The organism is Streptococcus pseudopneumoniae IS7493 (genome assembly GCF_000221985.1).
GTDB classification, from domain to species: domain Bacteria; phylum Bacillota; class Bacilli; order Lactobacillales; family Streptococcaceae; genus Streptococcus; species Streptococcus pseudopneumoniae.
This window is the reverse complement of sequence record NC_015875.1, coordinates 1,613,136-1,630,485: the sequence shown is the minus strand read 5'-3', so window position 1 is coordinate 1,630,485 and position 17,350 is coordinate 1,613,136. Positions and strand designations below refer to the sequence as shown.

Annotated in this window: 20 protein-coding genes and 1 pseudogene; 16 read left to right on the top strand and 5 right to left on the bottom strand. The window is 40.1% G+C overall.

Translation table 11 applies throughout. The features are described 5' to 3' along the window. Positions 1 to 9 precede the first annotated feature (9 nt). Genes prmA through pepF form a run of 3 tightly spaced genes read left to right on the top strand, consistent with a single transcriptional unit; the run spans position 10 to position 3,512 of the window. Entirely contained in the window at positions 10 to 960 is a 951-nt protein-coding gene (prmA, locus tag SPPN_RS08320) for a 50S ribosomal protein L11 methyltransferase (protein ID WP_000451162.1), read from the top strand. Position 961: 1 nt separating this feature from the next. Next, positions 962 to 1,705 (top strand): 16S rRNA (uracil(1498)-N(3))-methyltransferase, encoded by a 744-nt coding sequence (locus SPPN_RS08315; RefSeq protein ID WP_001188219.1) that lies wholly within the window; start codon positions 962 to 964, stop codon positions 1,703 to 1,705. Between the two features lie 10 nt (positions 1,706 to 1,715). Next, the gene (pepF, locus tag SPPN_RS08310; protein ID WP_000435578.1) at positions 1,716 to 3,512 is read left to right on the top strand and encodes an oligoendopeptidase F; all 1,797 of its coding nucleotides are present in this window, start codon (positions 1,716 to 1,718) and stop codon (positions 3,510 to 3,512) included. A 60-nt stretch (positions 3,513 to 3,572) separates the two neighbouring features. Here pepF and SPPN_RS08305 read toward each other — a convergent pair whose 3' ends face one another. Then, positions 3,573 to 4,250 (bottom strand): ArsR/SmtB family transcription factor, encoded by a 678-nt coding sequence (locus SPPN_RS08305; protein WP_000433071.1) that lies wholly within the window; start codon positions 4,248 to 4,250, stop codon positions 3,573 to 3,575. Positions 4,251 to 4,517: 267 nt separating this feature from the next. Between SPPN_RS08305 and SPPN_RS08300 the strand changes: the two genes are divergently transcribed. From SPPN_RS08300 to SPPN_RS08290, 3 genes are read left to right on the top strand one after another with little or no spacing between them, the layout of a single operon-like run. Beyond that, positions 4,518 to 5,630 (top strand): HesA/MoeB/ThiF family protein, encoded by a 1,113-nt coding sequence (locus tag SPPN_RS08300; RefSeq protein ID WP_001052925.1) that lies wholly within the window; start codon positions 4,518 to 4,520, stop codon positions 5,628 to 5,630. After that, entirely contained in the window at positions 5,600 to 6,370 is a 771-nt protein-coding gene (locus SPPN_RS08295) for an ABC transporter ATP-binding protein (RefSeq protein WP_000966493.1), read from the top strand. The genes SPPN_RS08300 and SPPN_RS08295 overlap by 31 nt, the downstream gene beginning before the upstream one ends. Beyond that, positions 6,363 to 7,127, top strand: a complete 765-nt coding sequence (locus SPPN_RS08290; protein WP_000475591.1) for an ABC transporter permease — start codon at positions 6,363 to 6,365, stop codon at positions 7,125 to 7,127. The genes SPPN_RS08295 and SPPN_RS08290 overlap by 8 nt, the downstream gene beginning before the upstream one ends. A 264-nt stretch (positions 7,128 to 7,391) precedes the next feature. Here SPPN_RS08290 and SPPN_RS12950 read toward each other — a convergent pair. From SPPN_RS12950 to SPPN_RS08275, 4 genes and pseudogenes are all read right to left on the bottom strand, one after another. Further along, positions 7,392 to 7,640 (bottom strand): annotated as a pseudogene (locus SPPN_RS12950) (transposase); the annotation flags it as partial. Between the two features lie 251 nt (positions 7,641 to 7,891). Beyond that, on the bottom strand, positions 7,892 to 8,659 hold the full coding sequence (locus SPPN_RS08285; RefSeq protein WP_000498734.1) for a hypothetical protein: 768 nt from the start codon (positions 8,657 to 8,659) through the stop codon (positions 7,892 to 7,894). Between the two features lie 16 nt (positions 8,660 to 8,675). Beyond that, positions 8,676 to 9,371: an ABC transporter ATP-binding protein gene (locus tag SPPN_RS08280; RefSeq protein WP_000054204.1), complete on the bottom strand. Its 696-nt coding sequence runs from the start codon at positions 9,369 to 9,371 to the stop codon at positions 8,676 to 8,678. A 4-nt stretch (positions 9,372 to 9,375) separates the two neighbouring features. After that, the gene (locus SPPN_RS08275) at positions 9,376 to 9,741 is read right to left on the bottom strand and encodes a GntR family transcriptional regulator (RefSeq protein ID WP_000119147.1); all 366 of its coding nucleotides are present in this window, start codon (positions 9,739 to 9,741) and stop codon (positions 9,376 to 9,378) included. Positions 9,742 to 9,880: 139 nt separating this feature from the next. On the opposite strand from SPPN_RS08275, the gene nrdR reads away from it, so the two are divergent. The 10 genes from nrdR (at position 9,881) to SPPN_RS08225 (ending at position 17,280) form a co-directional block, all read left to right on the top strand. Continuing rightward, complete coding sequence (nrdR, locus tag SPPN_RS08270; RefSeq protein WP_001203672.1) at positions 9,881 to 10,354, top strand: transcriptional regulator NrdR; 474 nt, start codon at positions 9,881 to 9,883, stop codon at positions 10,352 to 10,354. Then, entirely contained in the window at positions 10,355 to 11,524 is a 1,170-nt protein-coding gene (locus tag SPPN_RS08265; protein ID WP_000802420.1) for a replication initiation and membrane attachment family protein, read from the top strand. After that, on the top strand, positions 11,525 to 12,421 hold the full coding sequence (gene dnaI, locus SPPN_RS08260; protein ID WP_000446510.1) for a primosomal protein DnaI: 897 nt from the start codon (positions 11,525 to 11,527) through the stop codon (positions 12,419 to 12,421). Then, positions 12,418 to 13,131, top strand: coding sequence for an NADPH-dependent oxidoreductase (locus SPPN_RS08255; RefSeq protein ID WP_000140825.1), 714 nt, complete (start codon positions 12,418 to 12,420; stop codon positions 13,129 to 13,131). Before dnaI ends, SPPN_RS08255 begins: the two co-directional genes overlap by 4 nt. Positions 13,132 to 13,144: 13 nt before the next feature. Continuing rightward, the gene (der, locus tag SPPN_RS08250; protein ID WP_001207700.1) at positions 13,145 to 14,455 is read left to right on the top strand and encodes a ribosome biogenesis GTPase Der; all 1,311 of its coding nucleotides are present in this window, start codon (positions 13,145 to 13,147) and stop codon (positions 14,453 to 14,455) included. An 80-nt stretch (positions 14,456 to 14,535) separates the two neighbouring features. Continuing rightward, positions 14,536 to 14,871 carry a hypothetical protein gene (locus SPPN_RS14020; RefSeq protein WP_000681324.1) on the top strand — a complete coding sequence of 112 codons (336 nt, stop codon included), beginning with the start codon at positions 14,536 to 14,538 and terminating at the stop codon, positions 14,869 to 14,871. Positions 14,872 to 14,902: 31 nt separating this feature from the next. Then, complete coding sequence (locus SPPN_RS08240; RefSeq protein WP_000701266.1) at positions 14,903 to 15,694, top strand: hypothetical protein; 792 nt, start codon at positions 14,903 to 14,905, stop codon at positions 15,692 to 15,694. Then, a complete protein-coding gene (locus tag SPPN_RS08235) occupies positions 15,687 to 16,328 on the top strand; it encodes a hypothetical protein (RefSeq protein ID WP_014017322.1) in 642 nt (213 codons plus the stop codon). The genes SPPN_RS08240 and SPPN_RS08235 overlap by 8 nt, the downstream gene beginning before the upstream one ends. 3 nt (positions 16,329 to 16,331) lie before the next feature. Then, positions 16,332 to 16,982, top strand: coding sequence for an ABC transporter ATP-binding protein (locus SPPN_RS08230; protein ID WP_000763091.1), 651 nt, complete (start codon positions 16,332 to 16,334; stop codon positions 16,980 to 16,982). A gap of 10 nt (positions 16,983 to 16,992) precedes the next feature. After that, positions 16,993 to 17,280 carry a hypothetical protein gene (locus SPPN_RS08225; protein ID WP_000233474.1) on the top strand — a complete coding sequence of 96 codons (288 nt, stop codon included), beginning with the start codon at positions 16,993 to 16,995 and terminating at the stop codon, positions 17,278 to 17,280. Positions 17,281 to 17,350: the final 70 nt, after the last annotated feature.

Below are 17,350 nucleotides of genomic sequence, written 5' to 3'. Positions count from 1 at the left end.
ATCTTAATAATGGAAACATGGCAAGAGTTAAAAGTTACAGTGAAGCGTGAGGGAGAGGAGTTGGTTTCCAATCTCTTGATTGAGCTGGGAGCGCAAGGGGTAGCAATTGAAGACAGCATGGACTATGTGGGAAATGTGGACCGATTCGGTGAAATTTTCCCAGAGGTGGAGCAACAGGAAGAAATCGTAGTGACCGCCTACTACCCTGAAACGGTTGATGTAGCAGCAGTTGAAGCGGATTTGCAGGCTCGTCTGGCAGAATTGACCGACTTTATGGACCTAGGAGAAGTCAAGATGGGCACGACTGCCTTGGCTGAGGAAGACTGGGCTGACAACTGGAAGAAGTATTATGAACCGGCACGCATCACCCATGACCTGACCATCGTACCGTCATGGACGGACTATGAGGCAACAGCAGGAGAAAAGATTATCAAGCTGGATCCTGGTATGGCCTTTGGGACAGGGACCCACCCAACAACCAAGATGAGCCTCTTTGCCTTGGAACAGGTTCTTCGTGGTGGCGAAACAGTGCTAGATGTAGGGACTGGTTCAGGGGTTCTTTCTATTGCAAGCTCACTCCTAGGTGCCAAGGAGATTTTCGCCTATGACTTGGATGATGTGGCGGTTCGTGTGGCTCAGGAAAATATTGAGCTCAACACTGGTATGGAAAATATCCATGTAGCAGCAGGAGACTTGCTTAAGGGAGTTGAGATTGAAGCAGATGTCATCGTGGCTAATATCTTGGCGGATATTCTCATTCATCTGACGGAGGATGCTTATCGCTTGGTAAAGGATGAAGGCTACCTCATCATGAGTGGCATTATCAAGGACAAGTGGGACATGGTGCGCGAGTCGGCTGAGTCAGCTGGATTTTTCCTTGAAACCCACATGGTTCAAGGGGAATGGAATGCCTGTGTCTTTAAGAAAACCAAGGATATTTCAGGTGTGATTGGAGGCTAGCATGCAGCAGTATTTTGTCAAGGGGAGTGCAGTCTCTCCTGTCACCATCGAGGACAAGGAAACCAGCAAGCATATGTTTCAGGTTATGCGCCTGAAAGAAGATGATGAAGTGACCTTGGTCTTTGATGATGGCATAAAACGTTTGGCGTGCGTGCTGGATGTGGAAGCCCGTCAGTTTGAGTTGGTCCAAGAATTAGCTGACAATGTGGAATTACCAATCCAAGTGACCATCGCATCTGGATTTCCCAAGGGAGACAAGCTGGAGTTCATCGCTCAAAAAGTAACCGAACTGGGTGCTAGCCAAATCTGGGCCTTTCCTGCCGACTGGTCAGTTACCAAGTGGGATGGCAAGAAATTGGGTAAAAAGGTTGAAAAATTAGAAAAAATTGCCCTTGGAGCAGCAGAACAAAGCAAGCGTAATGTTGTTCCAAGTATCAAGCTTTTCGAGAAAAAAGCCGATTTTCTAGCTCAGTTGGACCAGTTTGACTCTATCATAGTAGCTTATGAAGAGTCTGCTAAAGACGGTGAAGCCACTGCTCTCTTGCAAGCAGTCTCTGGTCTTGAAAAAGGAGCCAAATTGCTCTTTATATTTGGACCAGAAGGCGGTCTGTCACCTGCAGAAATTGAGAGTTTCGAAGCTAAGGGAGCAGTATTGGCAGGACTTGGCCCTCGTATCTTGCGAGCAGAAACAGCACCGCTTTACGCCTTATCAGCCCTTAGTGTTTTATTAGAATTAGAGAAATAAGAGGAAGAAAATGGAACAAAAACACCGTTCAGAATTTCCAGAGAAGGAACTTTGGGATTTAACAGCCCTATATCAAGACCGTGAGGATTTCTTGCGTGCGATCGAGAAGGCTCGTGAAGACATCAACCAATTTAGTCGTGATTACAAGGGAAATCTTCATACTTTTGAGGATTTTGAAAAGGCCTTTGCGGAATTGGAACAAATCTACATTCAGATGAGCCATATTGGCAACTATGGCTTTATGCCGCAGACGACAGACTATAGCAATGAGGATTTTGCTAATATCGCCCAAGCTGGGATGGAATTTGAAACAGACGCCAGCGTAGCCTTGACCTTCTTTGACGATGCCTTGGTGGAAGCTGATGAGGAAGTCTTGGACCGTTTGGGTAAATTGCCTCATTTGACGGCGGCCATTCGTCAGGCCAAAATCAAAAAAGCCCACTATCTAGGGGCTGATGTGGAGAAGGCCTTGACCAATCTCGGTGAAGTTTTCTACAGTCCGCAGGATATTTATACTAAGATGCGTGCTGGGGATTTTGAAATGGCTGACTTTGAAGCCCATGGCAAGACCTACAAAAACAGCTTTGTGACCTATGAAAATTTCTACCAAAATCATGAGGATGCTGAGGTTCGTGAGAAATCCTTCCGTTCCTTCTCAGAGGGACTTCGTAAGCACCAAAATACGGCCGCTGCAGCCTATCTAGCCCAAGTCAAGTCTGAAAAACTACTAGCAGATATGAAGGGTTACGACTCAGTCTTTGATTATCTCCTGGCTGAGCAAGAAGTGAACCGTGCTATGTTTGATCGTCAGATTGACCTCATCATGAAGGATTTTGCGCCCGTTGCTCAGAGATACCTCAAGCATGTTGCCAAGGTGAATGGCCTTGAAAAGATGACCTTTGCAGACTGGAAATTGGACTTGGATAGCGCCCTCAATCCTCAAGTGACTATTGACGACGCCTATGATTTGGTCATGAAGTCGGTAGAACCTTTGGGGCAGGAATATTGTCAGGAAGTTTCTCGCTATCAAGAAGAGCGCTGGGTGGACTTTGCTGCTAACAGTGGCAAGGATTCCGGCGGTTATGCGGCGGATTCATATCGCGTGCACCCTTATGTCCTCATGAGCTGGACAGGCCGTTTGAGCGATGTCTATACCTTGATTCATGAAATCGGGCATTCTGGTCAATTCATCTTTTCAGACAATCATCAGAGTTACTTCAATGCTCACATGTCGACTTACTATGTTGAAGCGCCGTCAACTTTCAATGAATTGCTTCTCAGTGATTACTTGGAGCATCAGTCTGACGACCCTCGTCAAAAACGCTTCGCTCTGGCTCACCGCTTGACAGACACCTACTTCCATAACTTTATCACTCACCTTTTGGAAGCAGCATTCCAGCGTAAAGTGTATACATTGATTGAAGAAGGGGAGACCTTTGGAGCAAGTAAGCTCAACAGCATTATGAAGGAAGTTTTGACCGATTTCTGGGGAGATGCCATTGAAATCGACGATGATGCAGCTTTGACTTGGATGCGCCAAGCTCACTACTACATGGGCTTGTATAGTTATACTTACTCAGCAGGACTAGTTATCTCGACAGCTGGTTACCTTCATCTTAAAAACTCTGAAACCGGAGCTGAAGACTGGCTCAATCTCCTCAAATCAGGTGGTAGCAAGACACCGCTTGAGTCAGCCATGATTATCGGAGCCGATATTTCAACAGACAAACCACTTCGTGATACCATCCAATTCTTGTCTGATACGGTTGATCAGATTATCGCCTACAGTGCCCAGTTGGGAGAGTAAGGGGAATAGAGAGGTTGTTATAGAATTGGTATGGACAGTTATTTGCTTAAAAATCCATGTTTAAATCCCCCACTCCTTTTCGAGGAATTCTTTGCCCTGCTCTGTAATGGTAAGTGAACGTGGCGTTTGTGCAGGGATGACCAATTGTTTTTCACTGAAAAATTCTAAAAGAGCATTGCCGAGAGCTCCGCCGACATGATTTTTACGTTCGCTCCAATCCAAACATTTAGGGCAAAATTTCCGTTTTTTCTTTTTCAATTCATCCGTATCAATGTGTAATTTTCTTTGGAAATAAGACTTCCCAGCTTCAGTGAGTTGGAAGTCTTTTTCTGATTCGCTGAGGAGATTTTCTTGCAAGAGATAATTGGTAATGGAAATGCCAAGCTCACCAGCAATATGGTCATAGCAGGTGCGAGCGACCTTTAATTCCTTTTTGTGAATGTGTTGTTTATAACTTTTGACATCACGCTGAGGAGAGTAGAAGCTGAGAAATTCCAGCATTTCTGCAATGGCAGCACTTTTTAAAGAATAATAATGAAAACGTCCATAGGTTTGTAGAGTGGTTACCTGTGCTTCGGTAAGTAATTTGAGGTGATAGCTGACAGTATGTTGCTTGATTTTGGTAAAGCTGGCAATTTCGTTAACCGTGTGAGCTTTTCCATCCATTAGAATATCTAAAATGTGCATCCGAGAAGGGTCTGATAAGAGTTTTGTGATGATGAAAATATCTGGTTCCATAAAAATTTTCTCCAAATTTCATATATCGATGATTTTCTATCTTTTATTATACTATAATTAAAGCACAAGATAAATAGATTTTTAAAATGTTTTACTAGAGAATATTTTAAATTTTATTGTCTGAGTTTAAATGGAGGTAAAATTACAAAAGTAATTGCAGCAGTATCCACAGTTGAAGGACGTTAATCTTAAGATTACATTCTCAACATTTTTTCAAAAGTGAATGGATTTTTCCATTCCTTTTGTCTATTTTAGGAGGAAATAGAATTGAATTTACCTAAAATTAAAGATATTCATAGTGTCCTATTTTTAAAGGATAAAATTAGATTAGGTATAGGAAAAGATTATGGTATTGAGATTGAGAATCTGGATGAGAAGTATACTCAGCTCATTAAGCTCCTCAATGGACAATACACAATCAATGAAATTTGTAGTTTAGTTGATAACTTGTCTTCTAATGATGTAGAAGAAAGTATTTCTTTACTAGATACACTAGGGTATTTGGAGGATAATTTTGTTACTACAACTGAATTAACTTCAGAAGAATTGGACAGATATTCCGTAAATCTTAACTTTTTTAATACTTTAGATACATTATCTTTAACAAAATATGATTATCAGTTAAAATTAAAAAAGACGCGTATTTTGCTCTTAGGTATTGGCGGTATAGGAAGTAATATCTGTCTAGCATTGGCTGAATTAGGTATAGGGCATATTACAGCAGTTGATTTTGATACGGTCGAAGCTAGTAATCTCAATAGACAAATTTTGTATTCGACATCTGATATTGGAAAAAGAAAAGTAGAGGCTGCAAAAGAGTCGCTTAGAAAGTTTAATCCTTTAATTGAATTTGAGGTACTTGATAAAGAGATAGGTTCAAAAGAGGATGTCGATGAGTTAATAAAAACTTCAAAATGTGATATCGTAGTAAATGTTGCAGATTATCCAACAGGCTATATTGATTTTTGGGTCAATGAAGCCTGTGTTCAATACAATAAATTATGTCTGTCTGCTGTGGTTGGTAAGAAAAATGGGAAAGTATATTCAATTATTCCGTATAAAGCAGCGTGCTATTACTGTCAGTTTTTAGAGGATTTGGAAAAAATTCCTGAGTATGCTGAGGAGTTGGAGACTGTTCGTACGATGACAAATTCATTGGAACTAGAGATGTTCAGAACTCCGAATGGTGCTTTAGGTCCTGCTTGTCTATTTCAAGGGTATTTTATTTCGTTTGAAATTTTAAGATATATTTTTTGGGGATACGAAGCATTGCTAACATTTAATAAAAGATTCTCAATTGACTTTATAACATTCGAACAACATTTTGATGAATTAACAAAGTATCCAACATGCTCTATTTGTGGGGGAAAGAAAGAGTGAAGAAGTTAAGTGTTAAAAATCTAAAAAAGCAATATGGTTCTTATGAAGCTGTCAAGGGAATTAGCTTTGAATTGGGAGAAGGAGAGTGTTTGGGTATCTTGGGAATCAACGGTGCTGGCAAAACATCCACTTTAAAGATGATTTACTCACTGACCTCAATTTCCTCAGGAGAGATTGATATCTTGGGGCAAAATATTGAAACCAATCGTCGTAAGAGTAAATCTTGTCTGGGTATTGTAGGGCAGGAGGATATGCTGGACATGACCTTGAATGTTTATGATAATCTTTTTGCTCACGGTCTATGTTATGGTATCTCATCTGTCGAACTTAGGAAGAGAATCGATTCTCTCTTGGATTTTGTTCAACTGAGCAAACATGCGCAAAAGATGGTGAATCAGCTGTCGGATGGGATGCGACGACGTCTTGTCTTGGCAAGAGCTCTCATCAATCGGCCTGATATTATCATTTTAGATGAACCGACAGTTGGTTTAGACATTCAATCCCGCAATATTATTTGGGATAAACTTTTGGAGTTGAAGGAATTAGGTGTTTCTATCATTATTACTTCCCACTATATGAATGAGATTGAATATTTGACAGATAGGGTGCTGATGCTCCACCAAGGGACTATCAAAGAAGAAGGAACTGTAGAAGACTTGCTCATCAAGTATGATGCTGACAACCTTGAGACGCTTTTTTTGGGGTTGACTGGGACAGAGAAGGAGGACTTGCATGTTTAAGTTATCATTTCAGTCCATCGGACACGTTGTGGTACGCAACTACATGAGTTTTAGAAATTTATTTAAAATTTCAATTGTCCCCAACCTTATCGACCCCCTCTTTTATCTTTTAGCAATGGGATTTGGAGTTGGTGCCTATTTGACGCATGTTAACGGTATGCTCTACCGTGATTTTGTCATTACAGGTTTAATTGCTGCGACTGCCATGTCTGCGGCCACCGCAGAAACAACGGTCAATGCCTTTATCCAGTATAAGATTGAAAAGACTTATGATGCTATGTTGATGACGCCAATCAATACGAGTGATATTGTGGTGGGTCAGGCTATCTGGGCAGGTATTCGTGCAGTGATTTTCGGTGGGATTTTTTGGCTGATTTCCATGCTTATCACAGCGCATTTTCATGTCTTGATGTTATTGATTCCTCTGATTTTATTTATAGTGGGTTATTTGTTTGGTGTTTTAGGACTAATCTTTACCTACTTGGCACCGTCTAGGGAATTTCTGAATTACTACAATGTTTTGGTAATCCGTCCTCTTTATATGTTTTCAGATACCTTCTTTCCCATTACTTCCTTGCCCCCAATACTTGGTGATTTGACTTGGTTTTCTCCCTTGTATCACGCTACCTGCATGATTCGTATTATATGGGGAGGTGAGGTGACAGGTTTGTATCTTCATCTTATCTGGTTGATAGCCTTGGCGCTCTTGATAACGGTGCTTCCTATGTATATGTTACATCGTAGATATTATAGATAGTCTAATTATTTGTGATGTTGTAGTCATATTCTAATTTATACTAAACGTTATTCGAATTTGGACAGGTATGGGAACTGTGCCTATCAATATTGTAATTTATGGAAGTTGAAATAGTACGGTTCAGTTTTTAAAATATTGTTAGAAATTATAGTGAAATGAAATAAGAACAGGATAAATCGATCAGGACAGTCAAATCGATTTCTAAGAATGTTTTAGAAGTAGAGGTGTACTATTCTAGTTTCAATCTACTATGTTTTAAATTCCTTAATCAATTTGTATAGTCTTTATTTCATTGCCAAATTTCAAGTTCTCCATCAAGAAGTCTTCTCTGGGGGACTTGTAGTTCAAGTGTTTTTTAGGATAGTTATTAATCCAATTTTCGATGAATGCGACTTCTTTGGGAGTCGTTTTCTTAGTTCCTTTAGGTAACCATCTCCGAATGAGCCTATTGTGATTCTCATTAGTTCCCCTTTCCCAAGAGACATAGGGGGGTGCATAATAGATATGCTCCTTAGCACTGCTTTGAGGTTGTAGATAGAACTGACGAAGTCAGCTCAAAACATGGTTTTGAGGTTGTGGATAGAACTGACGAAGTCAGTAACCATACCTACGGCAAGGTGAAGCTGATGTAGTTTGAAGAGATTTTCGAAGAGTATTAATTGGTTAGAAGGATTCGTCTGTAAGATAAAGTTAGACGGAAAATGAGATAAAATCAAAAAGGATAGCCTCTCTGTGATGAGATGTTATCCTTTTTGATTTTAAAACTATTGCAAATTAACCTTGTTTCTCAAAATATAGTAGGTTCCGAGGTAAAAGATAGCTATGAAAATGAGTTCTTCAACAATGCCCGTACTTGCTCCCATATAGAAATTATCATTAAATCCTGCAAGTGAATTGACATAGAAGTTCGCACTGGTATTGAAGAAGACTTCAATAAAGCCAATGACGATTTGGATCCCAATGTAGGCTGCAACAGCGAGTGCTGTACGGTATTCATTGAACAGTTGTCCAATGGAAATAGCCAAGTAGATGCAGAGGATACTGGAAATGGTATTTAGTAGGAGGGATAACCCCACAAGAGAGAGTTGAGGAAGGTATGTTCCTAGAAGTGGGATCAAGTCATAATGTGACATCCATTCTGGAACCGTTATAGTCACAATAAGAAAAGTACTTAGAGCCAGTACAGCCGAGCTAAGTATAGACCAGATGAAGGCTCCGACTAATTTAGCAGTGATGATATAGTGCTCAGAAACTGGCAAGGTCAGAGTCAGATAGCCTTGGCGATCATAGACACTACCTTTGAAGCGTTTGATAATCAAGAAAAGAGTTGAAATCCCAAGTGTAATTATCAATCCACCAAAGACGAGAGCCAGAAAGATAAATAGGAAAGGTTGGCTATCTTTGAAAGATACATAAGAATAGTAGTGTACTTGCATTCCCAGGGGGACTGAAAGGACTAGCACGGCTGCGTAGAGGGCTAAATACCACTTGTTAACATTTTTAAATTCGTAGCGAATTAAATTCCAAAACATAAATAATCTCCTTTGCTTAAGCCTTAAATTCCTGACGGAAGAGTTGGTCAATGGATTCACCTGACTCATAGCGAATGTCATCTACATTTCCTTGACGGATGACTTTTCCGTCTTTTAGGAAGACAATTTCATCCAAGATTGGCTCGATATCAGAAATCAAGTGGGTAGAAATCAAAACGGTAGAAGTTGGTGAGTAGTTGTTGATAATGGTATTGAGGATATACTCACGGGCAGCAGGGTCTACCCCACCAATGGGTTCGTCTAAAACGTAGAGACGAGCATCACGGCTCATAACCAAAATCAGTTGTACCTTTTCCTTGTTTCCTTTTGATAGTTTCTTGAGACGACTATTTTCATCAATGCCAAGATCTGCAAGTAGATGGTGGGCGCGTTCAAGATTGAAATCTTTATAGAAGGTCTTGAAGTAGGTTAGGGCTTCTTTGACCTTCATTTGTTCATTGAGATAGGTCGTATCCGGCAAATAAGCTACGATAGCCTTGGTTGCTGGGCTTGGATCCATGTCGTTGATAAGGACGCGTCCTTGATCTGGTTGTAAGAGGCCATTGATTAGTTTAATCAGGGTTGTTTTCCCTGAGCCGTTTGGGCCAAGGAGACCAACAATTTTTCCAGCTGGGATCTCAAGAGAAACATTTTCAAGGGCTGGTGTTGCTCCATAAGATTTGGATACATTTTCAAATGCTAGTAATGACATAGGCTTAAACTCCTTTAATATAATCGCCGACTACGCCTGGTAGTTCTTCTTTTTCATAGCCAAAATGGGTCATGGAGGAAACGAAGTGTTCCAATTCTTCTTCCGATAATTGTTTGCGCGATTGGGCGATTAGCTCCTTATCTTCAGTCACAAATCGTCCAGTTGTTCGCTTGCTGTAGACAAATCCTTCTCGTTCGAGGTCTGACAAGGCTCTTTGGATGGTGTTGGGATTGACCCCCGCCTCGCTAGCCAGCTCTCGCACGGTTGGAAGTTGTTGATTGGCTTCCAGTGTATGGGAAACAATCTGAAGCTTGATTTTCTCCATAATCTGTAAATAGATGGGTTTTTTGTTGTCAAATGTCCAGGACATCTTGTTCTCCTTTCTTCTATCCTTTTGTCTTAATTAAATAATACAACAAAACAAAAAACTTGTCAAGCAAAAAGAAGAATTGTTTTGGGAATCGTTTAAAAAATGGTATAATGAAAAGAAAACGATAAGGAGGGAAAGGATGCGTTGTCCAAAATGTGGGGCTACCAAGTCAAGTGTTATCGATAGTCGCCAAGCAGAAGAAGGGAACACCATTCGTAGAAGACGTGAGTGCGATGAATGCCAGCACCGTTTTACAACCTACGAACGAGTAGAAGAAAGAACCTTAGTGGTTGTTAAAAAAGATGGCACACGGGAACAATTCTCCAGAGATAAAATCTTTAATGGGATTATCCGCTCAGCCCAGAAACGTCCTGTGTCAAGTGATGAAATCAACATGGTAGTCAATCGTATCGAACAGAAACTCCGTGGTCGAAATGAAAATGAAATTCAAAGTGAGGACATTGGTTCACTCGTCATGGAGGAGTTGGCTGAATTGGACGAGATTACTTATGTACGTTTTGCCAGTGTCTATCGTAGTTTTAAGGATGTTAGTGAGTTAGAGAGTTTGCTCCAACAAATCACCCAGTCCTCTAAAAAGAAAAAGGAAAGATAAATGAAGCCAATTGACCGTTTTTCTTATCTGAAGAATAATCGGGTGTCGCAAGATACCTCATCTCTGGTACAGTGCTACCTCCCGATTATCGGTCAGGAGGCACTGAGCCTTTATCTTTATACGATTAGTTTTTGGGATAATGGCAGAAAGGAATACCTCTTTTCAAGCATTCTCAACCATCTCAACTTTGGGATGGACAGACTTTTAAAATCCTTGAAAATCCTATCTGCTTTCAATCTCTTAACCCTCTATCAAAAGGGGGAGGTTTATCAACTAGCCCTCCATGCTCCTCTATCTAGTCAGGACTTCTTGGAACATCCTGTGTATCGCAGACTTTTAGAGAAAAAGATTGGCGATGTAGCTGTGGAGGATTTGAAAGTTGAAAGTGCTGATGGTGAAGAAATACCTGTCTCACTTAATCAAGTCTTTCCAGAATTGGCAGAACTAGGCAGTCAAGAAGACCTTGGTCTCAAGAAGAAAGTGGCCAATGATTTTGACTTGGAACATTTTCGCCAGCTGATGGCTCGAGATGGACTTCGTTTTGCGGATGAGCAGTCCGATGTCTTAAACCTCTTTGCTATTGCCGAGGAGAAGAAATGGACTTGGTTTGAAACCTATCAATTGGCCAAGTCAACAGCTGTTTCCCAGGTTATTTCAACCAAACGCATGCGTGAAAAAATTGCTCAAAAATCAGTTTCCTCTGACTTTAGTCTTAAGGAAGCGACCATTATCAAAGAGGCCAAAAGTAAAACTGCCCTGCAGTTCTTGGCAGAAATCAAGAAAACACGCAAGGGAACCATTACCCAAACAGAAAGAGAACTCTTGCAACAGATGGCTGGCTTGGGTTTGCTGGACGAAGTCATCAATATCATTCTTTTATTGACCTTTAATAAGGTCGATTCGGCAAATATCAATGAGAAATATGCCATGAAGGTAGCCAATGACTATGCCTATCAAAAGATTCATTCGGCAGAAGAGGCAGTCTTGCGCATTCGTGAACGTGGGCAAAAGAATCAGGCTCAAAAAAGCAGTAACCCCAGTCCTGCCAAGTCCAATGTACCCAAGTGGAGCAATCCAGATTATAAAAATGAAACTAGCGAGGCAACTCGTCTGGAACTAGAACGTAAGAAACAAGAACTATTAGCTCGATTAGAAAAAGGAGGAGATTAGATGGAAAGTGTCGGAGACGTACTCAAACGTCAACCTAGCCGTTTTCATTATCAAGATTTGGTCCAGAAAATCATGAAGGACCCTGATGTTGCGGCCTTTATCCAGCAAGAATCCTTGACTCCAGAGGAATTAAATCGCAGTATCTCCAAGTTTAATCAGTACATTACCGAGCGTGACAAGTTTCTCCGTGGTGATACGGATTATATTGCCAAAGGCTACAAACCGATTTTGGTTATGAATCATGGCTATGCGGATGTTTCTTACGAAGAAACTCCTGAACTAATCGCGGCTGAAAAAGAAGCGGCTATTAAGAACCGTCTCAAGTTAATCAATCTGCCAGCCAGTCTCAAGCAAGCTAGTTTAGCTCAAGTAGACTTGGATGATTTGGGTCGTTTGCCAGTTTTTGAAAAGCTATTAGCCTTCGTGGAGCAATATCCAGCTATTCGAAAAGGTCTTTACTTGTATGGAGACTTTGGTGTGGGTAAAAGTCTCATGGTGGCTGCCTTAGCCCATGATTTGTCAGAAAAACGTGGTGTTTCCTCCACTCTCCTCCACTATCCTAGTTTTGTCATCGATGTCAAAAATGCTATCGGTGATGGTAATGTTAAGACATTGGTGGATGAGATTAAGCTTTCTGAAGTCCTGATTTTAGATGACATTGGTGCCGAGCAATCAACACCTTGGGTGCGTGACGAAATCCTGCAGGTCATTCTTCAATATCGGATGCAGGAAAATTTACCGACCTTTTTCACCTCCAACTTCAACTTTGAAGATTTGGAGAAGCATTTTGCGAAAGGGAAACATGGAAATGACGAAACCTGGGAAGCCAGACGGGTCATGGAACGCATCCGTTATTTGGCTGAGGAGACTCGTTTAGAAGGAGTAAACCGCCGATGACAGAAACGATTAAACTAATGAAAGCTCATACTTCAGTGCGTAGATTTAAGGAGCAAGCCCTTCCTCAGGAAGACTTGACGGAAATCCTGACAGCAGCCCAAATGGCCTCGTCTTGGAAGAATTTCCAATCCTACTCTGTGATTGTGGTACGAAGTCAAGAAAAGAAAGATGCCTTGTATGAATTGGTGCCTCAAGAAGCCATTCGCCAGTCAGCTGTTTTCCTTCTCTTTGTCGGAGATTTGAACCGTGCAGAAAAGGGAGCACGACTCCATACGGATACCTTCCAACCTCAAGGTGTAGAAGGTCTCTTGATTAGTTCAGTCGATGCAGCTCTTGCTGGTCAAAATGCCCTGCTGGCAGCTGAAAGCTTGGGCTATGGTGGTGTCATTATTGGCTTGGTGCGTTACAAGTCAGAAGAAGTTGCAGAACTTTTTAACCTGCCTGACTACACCTATCCTGTCTTTGGGATGGCACTAGGTGTGCCAAATCAACATCATGATGTGAAGCCAAGACTACCACTGGAGAATGTTGTCTTTGAGGAAGAATATAAAGAACAGTCAACTGAGGCAATCCAAGCTTATGACCGTGTACAGGCTGACTATGCTGGAGCGCGTGCGACCACAAGCTGGAGTCAGCGTCTAGCAGAACAATTTGGTCAAGCTGAACCAAGCTCAACTAGAAAAAATCTTGAACAGAAGAAGTTATTGTAGAAAGTGAGAAATTATGGCCCTACCAACTATTGCCATTGTAGGACGTCCCAATGTTGGGAAATCAACCCTATTTAATCGGATCGCTGGTGAGCGAATCTCCATTGTAGAAGATGTCGAAGGAGTGACACGTGACCGTATCTATGCAACGGGTGAGTGGCTCAATCGTTCTTTTAGCATGATTGATACAGGAGGAATCGATGATGTCGATGCTCCTTTCATGGAACAAATCAAGCACCAGGCAGAAATTGCCATGGAAGAAGCAGATGTTATCGTCTTTGTCGTGTCCGGTAAGGAAGGAATTACCGATGCAGACGAATACGTAGCCCGCAAGCTTTATAAGACCCACAAACCAGTTATCCTCGCAGTCAACAAGGTGGACAACCCTGAGATGAGAAATGATATCTATGATTTCTATGCTCTCGGTTTGGGTGAACCACTGCCTATCTCATCTGTCCATGGTATCGGTACAGGGGATGTGCTAGATGCCATCGTAGAAAATCTTCCAAATGAATATGAAGAAGAAAATCCAGATGTCATTAAGTTTAGCTTGATTGGTCGTCCAAATGTTGGAAAATCAAGCTTGATTAACGCTATCTTGGGAGAAGACCGTGTCATTGCCAGTCCTGTTGCTGGAACAACGCGTGACGCCATTGATACCCACTTTACAGATACAGATGGCCAAGAATTTACTATGATTGATACGGCTGGTATGCGTAAGTCTGGTAAGGTTTATGAAAATACTGAGAAATACTCTGTCATGCGTGCCATGCGAGCTATTGACCGCTCTGATGTGGTCTTGATGGTCATCAATGCGGAAGAAGGCATCCGTGAATACGATAAGCGTATCGCAGGTTTTGCCCATGAAGCTGGTAAAGGAATGATTATCGTGGTCAACAAGTGGGATACACTTGAAAAAGACAACCACACTATGAAAAACTGGGAAAAAGATATCCGTGAGCAGTTCCAATATCTACCTTACGCACCGATTATCTTTGTATCAGCTTTGACCAAGCAACGCCTCCATAAACTTCCTGAGATGATTAAGCAAATCAGTGAAAGTCAAAATACACGTATTCCATCAGCTGTCTTGAACGATGTCATCATGGATGCCATTGCCATCAATCCAACACCGACAGACAAAGGAAAACGTCTCAAGATTTTCTATGCGACCCAAGTGGCAACCAAACCACCAACCTTTGTCATCTTTGTCAATGAAGAAGAACTCATGCACTTTTCTTACCTGCGTTTCTTGGAAAATCAAATCCGCAAGGCCTTTGTTTTTGAGGGAACACCGATTCATCTCATCGCAAGAAAACGCAAATAAAAAGTAGAATCTGGAATGACATTTCCAGATTTTTTTGATATAATAAAATAATAGAAAACGCTATCAAAAAGGAGGTATCGATGAAACATTTGTTTAAATTTATAATCTTATTGCCCTGGTTTTACTTTTTCAATTGGATTGAAAAGGATAATAGAGAAAGTAAATTTTTCCCAATTTTTTACTATTTTTACTGGTTTTACATCCCCCTCTATGCTCTTTTTAGCCTTGCTTGGACAGTTATTTCAGTTCTGTTTTTCAATATCGTCTTGAGAAATTTGACAGATATCAAGTTATGGGGCATTTGGTTTCTTTTTATTCTGCTAGCTATTGGTCTGAATAGGTTAACTTATTCTTGTTTCAAAAAAATGCTTAGACTAAGAAAGGAGTTAGGGAAGTCTAAAGCGGGGAGGCATTGATTTATATCGGTTTTTTAATAGGAGGTGGCTTATGAAGATTCCTCTCTTAACTTTGGCAAGGCATAAATTTGTTTATGTCTTGCTTACTTTGCTTTTTCTTGCTTTGGTTTATCGTGATGTTTTGATGACTTATTTCTTTTTTGATATTCATGCGCCCGATCTAGCTAAATTCGATGGACAAGCAATTAAAAATGACTTATTAAAATCAGCATTAGATTTTCGTATTCTCCAGTTCAATCTAGGTTTTTATCAATCATTTATTATTCCAATCATCATTGTTTTGCTAGGTTTTCAATATATTGAGCTGAAAAATAAAGTTTTACGATTGAGTATTGGAAGAGAAGTGAGTTATCAAGGGTTAAAAAGAAAGTTGACTTTTCAACTTGCAAGTATCCCTTGTGTGATATATTTAGTGACTGTGCTGATAATTGCAATTTTAATTTATTTCTTTGGGACTTTTTCTCCTCTTGAATGGAATTCTCTATTTTCTAATGGGAGTAGTTTACAAAGGTTCTTGGATGGAGAGATAACAAGCTATTTGTTCTTTACTTGTGTCCTTCTAATCGGTATCTTCATCAATACGGTCTATTTTTTAAAAATAGTTGATTATTTAGGGAATGTGACTCGTTCGGCAATCGCCTATTTGATGTTTCTTTGGCTTGGTTCTATGTTACTCTATAGTGCCTTGCCTTACTATATGGTTCCTATGACGAGTTTGATGCAAGCTAGCTATGGGGATGTCAGTTTGATGAGACTCTTTACTCCTTATATCCTTTATATTGTCCCCTATATGGTACTTAAAAAATATGAAGATAATGTTTAAGAACTTTAACAATATTTGGCTAAAGAGAAAGATCGTTTTACTACTTCGTATAGTTCTGATGATGATTTTGATTAACTATCTATTGTCAATAGCGGTTCAAAAGCAGGATGTTTTTCTCTTTTTCAAGAGGGAATTGATTTCAATCTTTTCCTATAATGACTATTCTGAAGCGAATTTAGAAATCCCCAAACTCTTGTTAAACCTTTCGCTTTTCATGGTTGGATGGCTCTCTGTCATTTTGCTTGAAAGTGATTTGGCAGACCATTACCATCACTTGATTCGCTATCAATCAAGCTCCTTTTTCGATTATACAAGGAAACGATTGGTTGTCATCTCTAAATTTTTTATTCAAGATTTATTTGTCTGGTTTCTTGGTTTACTTCCTCTAGGAATTCATTTCAAAACAGTCGCACCTTTCTTTTTACTTGCTCAGTTAATGATTTTGTACTTACTACTGTCTTATCTGATAGCACTGATTAGTGCGGGCGCTGGTTTTTCCTTTTTTCTCTATTTTTTAGCATTTGTGGGACAAGAATGGATGATGGATCATATTGTAATAGTATATTTAGGACTCCTAAGTTTATTGGTTATCTTGATTGTTAGTCGTTTGGAAGAGAAATTTAAGAAAGGATAAACGATGAAACTTGAAATTATAGATGGACAGAAAAATTACGCGAAAAGACCTATTTTAAATCAGTTGAATTTGGTGTTTCAATCAGGAAAAATTTATGGCCTTAAAGGTGATAATGGATCTGGCAAGACAGTTCTTTTAAAGGTACTTGCTGGTTATATTAAGCTTGATAAAGGAAAAGTTCTTCAAGATGGGGAAGTCTACGGGATAAAAAATCATTATATTCAGGATGCAGGGGTTTTAATTGAAAAAGTCGAGTTTTTATCTCATTTATCCCTGAGAGAAAATTTGGAACTGTTAAGGTATTTTTCATCTAAAGTTACGGAAAAAAGAATTGCCGATTGGATTCAATACTATGATTTACAGGAATTTGAAGATGTTGAATACCGTCATTTATCCTTAGGAACAAAGCAAAAAATGGCCTTGATTCAAGCCTTTATTTCCTCTCCTTCTATACTCTTTCTCGATGAACCTATGAATGCCTTGTATGAGAAGAGTGTGAGGTTAACTAAACAGGTCATTTTATCTTACCTGAAAAAAGAAAATGGTCTGGTTATCCTGACGTCGCACATATCGGAAGATATTTCAGACCTTTGTACAGATGTATTAGTTGTCGAAAATGGGCATATACAGTATTCAAAAGATATACAAGCTTAGGAGGTAGCTTATGGTACATCTAAAATCATTTATTACACGCTATTCCAAGGTTTATATTGGTTTAGTTCTGCTAATCTGGCTTGCTTTCTTCTTTCTTCCTTGGGGCAGTCCGATTCTGGGGGGGAAGATTGACCTCTTCAGCATACAGAAAGTCTTGCTAATTTTTGGCATTCTGTCCATTTTGATGGCCTTGCTGTCCAAGAAAGTCAGTCTCTTTGGTTTTGGACTGATCTGCTGTCTTTCTCTTTGGATAAACCTATTTATCCTGTTTGCTCTTTTGCCAATTTTTGGTAATTAAAGTATCATAAAAGTCAGAGAGGTTAGCTTGAAAACTAGCCTCTTTTTCCTGTTCAAAATGGGGATTCTTC

Excerpts from the sequence above, each read along its gene's own strand:
- prmA (WP_000451162.1), top strand. The coding sequence starts at position 10 with ATGGAAACATGGCAAGAGTTAAAAGTTACAGTGAAGCGTGAGGGAGAG.
- SPPN_RS08315 (WP_001188219.1), top strand. The coding sequence starts at position 962 with ATGCAGCAGTATTTTGTCAAGGGGAGTGCAGTCTCTCCTGTCACCATC.
- pepF (WP_000435578.1), top strand. The coding sequence starts at position 1,716 with ATGGAACAAAAACACCGTTCAGAATTTCCAGAGAAGGAACTTTGGGAT.
- SPPN_RS08305 (WP_000433071.1), bottom strand. The coding sequence starts at position 4,250 with ATGGAACCAGATATTTTCATCATCACAAAACTCTTATCAGACCCTTCT.
- SPPN_RS08295 (WP_000966493.1), top strand. The coding sequence starts at position 5,600 with ATGCTCTATTTGTGGGGGAAAGAAAGAGTGAAGAAGTTAAGTGTTAAA.
- SPPN_RS08290 (WP_000475591.1), top strand. The coding sequence starts at position 6,363 with ATGTTTAAGTTATCATTTCAGTCCATCGGACACGTTGTGGTACGCAAC.
- SPPN_RS08285 (WP_000498734.1), bottom strand. The coding sequence starts at position 8,659 with ATGTTTTGGAATTTAATTCGCTACGAATTTAAAAATGTTAACAAGTGG.
- SPPN_RS08280 (WP_000054204.1), bottom strand. The coding sequence starts at position 9,371 with ATGTCATTACTAGCATTTGAAAATGTATCCAAATCTTATGGAGCAACA.
- SPPN_RS08275 (WP_000119147.1), bottom strand. The coding sequence starts at position 9,741 with ATGTCCTGGACATTTGACAACAAAAAACCCATCTATTTACAGATTATG.
- nrdR (WP_001203672.1), top strand. The coding sequence starts at position 9,881 with ATGCGTTGTCCAAAATGTGGGGCTACCAAGTCAAGTGTTATCGATAGT.
- SPPN_RS08265 (WP_000802420.1), top strand. The coding sequence starts at position 10,355 with ATGAAGCCAATTGACCGTTTTTCTTATCTGAAGAATAATCGGGTGTCG.
- dnaI (WP_000446510.1), top strand. The coding sequence starts at position 11,525 with ATGGAAAGTGTCGGAGACGTACTCAAACGTCAACCTAGCCGTTTTCAT.
- SPPN_RS08255 (WP_000140825.1), top strand. The coding sequence starts at position 12,418 with ATGACAGAAACGATTAAACTAATGAAAGCTCATACTTCAGTGCGTAGA.
- der (WP_001207700.1), top strand. The coding sequence starts at position 13,145 with ATGGCCCTACCAACTATTGCCATTGTAGGACGTCCCAATGTTGGGAAA.
- SPPN_RS14020 (WP_000681324.1), top strand. The coding sequence starts at position 14,536 with ATGAAACATTTGTTTAAATTTATAATCTTATTGCCCTGGTTTTACTTT.
- SPPN_RS08240 (WP_000701266.1), top strand. The coding sequence starts at position 14,903 with ATGAAGATTCCTCTCTTAACTTTGGCAAGGCATAAATTTGTTTATGTC.
- SPPN_RS08235 (WP_014017322.1), top strand. The coding sequence starts at position 15,687 with ATGTTTAAGAACTTTAACAATATTTGGCTAAAGAGAAAGATCGTTTTA.
- SPPN_RS08230 (WP_000763091.1), top strand. The coding sequence starts at position 16,332 with ATGAAACTTGAAATTATAGATGGACAGAAAAATTACGCGAAAAGACCT.
- SPPN_RS08225 (WP_000233474.1), top strand. The coding sequence starts at position 16,993 with ATGGTACATCTAAAATCATTTATTACACGCTATTCCAAGGTTTATATT.